Source organism: Photobacterium sp. OFAV2-7 (assembly GCF_022347985.1).
In the GTDB taxonomy this organism is placed as follows: domain Bacteria; phylum Pseudomonadota; class Gammaproteobacteria; order Enterobacterales; family Vibrionaceae; genus Photobacterium.
Genome location: NZ_JAKRFQ010000773.1, coordinates 1 through 2,542, shown reverse-complemented (window position 1 = coordinate 2,542; position 2,542 = coordinate 1). Strand labels below are relative to the sequence as shown.

Below are 2,542 nucleotides of genomic sequence, written 5' to 3'. Positions count from 1 at the left end.
AGCAGGGCCGCCAATACCTGCAAACCGGTGGCTGGCTGCTGATGGAGCACGGCTTTGAGCAGGGTGAGGCGGTTAGGGCAATTTTATTGGAACTGGGATATAACCAGGTATCAACAGCGCAGGATTATGCCGGCCATGACCGGGTAACCATGGGCTGTTGGCAAGGATAGAAGAGAGAAAACTATATGTACGCTGCGTTTAAACACCTCCACATGCTGGCAATTGCACTGAGCGTTTTGCTATTTGTCGTTCGTTATTGCCTGCTGATGGCAAACTCCTCGTTGCTAGAGAAAAAGTACCTCAAGATCACACCTCATGTCGTTGATACCTTCTTGCTGCTTACCGGTGTCGTGCTGATTTTCATTACCGGCTTTATTCCGTTTACCGAAGCGGGTAACTGGATGACCCAGAAGCTGAGCTGCGTTCTGGCCTACATCGCACTGGGCTTCTTCACTCTGAAATATGGCAAGAACAAAGTCTTTAAGACCTTTGCGTTTCTGGGAGCGCTGGGTTGGGTGGTGGCGGCTGCAAACATTGCAACGACTAAGACATCATTCCTGGGGTAATCATGTTACGTTTTACTGATGAAGAATTAGAGCAGATGGCGCTGGTTGAAGGCGCCCTGGAAATGACAGCGGCAATTGACCCTGCATTTCCGACTGGCTGGGTTCGACTGCAGCTTAGTAAGCTGGCTCAGGAAGCAGAGCATGCCCTGATGGATGAACCAAACCCGCACTTGCGGCTGGAAGGCCTCATCCGACTGTTTTACCGCGAGTGGGGATTCTGTGGTGATCAGCAGCAGTACTTTTCTTCGGAAAATGTTTTTCTCGACAAGGTCCTGGAGCGCAAGAAAGGCATCCCGGTCAGCCTGGGGGCTATTTTTCTCTACCTTGCCCAACATCTTGACTTACCAGTTAGCAGTGTGGGCTTTCCCACCCAGTTTATCCTTAAGGTTGACTGGTATGACGGTGAGCAGCAGTACATCAACCCGTTTGACGGTGAGTACCTGAGCAAGCGGACAATGGGGGCCTGGCTGAAAGGTCACCGCGGTCCGTTTACCGAGTTGCGCCAGGAGCACCTGGACGAGGCTGACAATGCCGATATTCTGACCCGTTGGCTGACCGTTATGAAAAGTGCCCTGCTTCGGGAAGAGCACTTCGCTGATGCTCTTCGCTGTAGTGACATGGCACTGGAGTTTAGCCCGGGCGATCCGCATGAAATTCGTGATCGCGGCTATATTTACCAGCAGTTGGAGTGCAGCCATGTGGCGGCAATGGACTATGAGTATTTCATCGAGCAATGTCCGGAAGACCCGGCCGCTGAGTTGTTGAAGCTTCAGGTGCAAGCACTTAATGAAGAGCCTCTTACGCTGCATTAAAGTTGGCAGGGTAGAGCGGCAAAAATTCGGAGGTAAGCGTCGGAGTATAGTGTGGCGTTTACTTCAACATTCTGAATGAAAGAGAGAATATGATGGAACAGAAAGTTGTTCGAGTTGGCGATATCGATGTTGCCAATGACAAGCCGTTTGTCTTGTTTGGTGGCATGAACGTACTTGAATCTCGCGATATGGCTATGCAGATCTGTGAGAAATACGTGGAAGTGACCGACAAATTCGGTATTCCTTATGTATTTAAGGCGTCTTTTGACAAAGCAAACCGCTCTTCCGTTCACTCTTACCGTGGTCCGGGCATGGAAGAAGGCCTGAAGATCTTCCAGGAGCTGAAAGATACCTTCGGCGTGAAGATCATTACCGATATCCACGAGCAGTACCAGGCTCAGCCTGTTGCTGATGTTGTCGATGTAATCCAGTTACCTGCTTTCCTTGCCCGCCAGACTGATCTGGTTGAGGCGATGGCAAAAACAGGTGCTGTGATCAATGTGAAAAAACCCCAGTTCATGAGCCCGGGCCAAGTGGGGAATATTGTCGAGAAATTTGCCGAGTGCGGTAACGAAAACATTATTCTGTGTGAGCGTGGTGTATTGCACGGTTACGATAACCTGGTGGTTGATATGCTGGGCTTTGATGTGATGAAAAAGGCGTCAAAAGGCAGCCCGATCATCTTTGATGTGACCCATGCCCTGCAGTGCCGCGATCCTCAAGGTGCTGCCTCCGGCGGTCGTCGTGAGCAGACGGTTGATCTGGCGCGTTCTGGTATCGCGACAGGGATCGGTGGTTTGTTTATGGAAGCTCACCCTACACCGGATCAGGCGCGTTGCGATGGCCCGTCAGCCTTCCCGCTGGACAAGCTTGAGCCATTCCTGGCTCAAATTAAACAACTTGATGACCTGATCAAGAGCTTCGAGCCTATCGAGATCAAATAACCGAAACCGGCTTTGATCGTATGCGGCCCGGCAGGTTTTCCTGTCGGGCCGCTGTTTTTTTGCGCGATTTTCACGTAGATAAAAAAAATACAATTTGTAAAGATTTAGTGAATCACTCTGTAATATGTCGTTTCTATGGTGATATTTATTGCTCTTTCCGGAAACTGCCAGCGCATATCCCTGTCTTCTTATCACGTATAAAGCGTGATGTTTGTTGCTT

General features: G+C 50.1%; 3 protein-coding genes and 1 pseudogene. All 4 read left to right on the top strand.

Translation table 11 applies throughout. The features are described from left to right. Window positions 1–170: pseudogene (locus tag MHN01_RS24360) on the top strand (protein-(glutamine-N5) methyltransferase, release factor-specific); the annotation flags it as partial. A 15-nt stretch (window positions 171–185) separates the two neighbouring features. After that, window positions 186–566: a SirB2 family protein gene (locus MHN01_RS24355; RefSeq protein ID WP_239413960.1), complete on the top strand. Its 381-nt coding sequence runs from the start codon at window positions 186–188 to the stop codon at window positions 564–566. Window positions 567–568: 2 nt separating this feature from the next. Further along, window positions 569–1,378, top strand: coding sequence for a SirB1 family protein (locus MHN01_RS24350; protein WP_239413959.1), 810 nt, complete (start codon window positions 569–571; stop codon window positions 1,376–1,378). Window positions 1,379–1,467: 89 nt separating this feature from the next. After that, window positions 1,468–2,322, top strand: coding sequence for a 3-deoxy-8-phosphooctulonate synthase (gene kdsA, locus MHN01_RS24345; protein ID WP_239413958.1), 855 nt, complete (start codon window positions 1,468–1,470; stop codon window positions 2,320–2,322). Window positions 2,323–2,542: the final 220 nt, after the last annotated feature.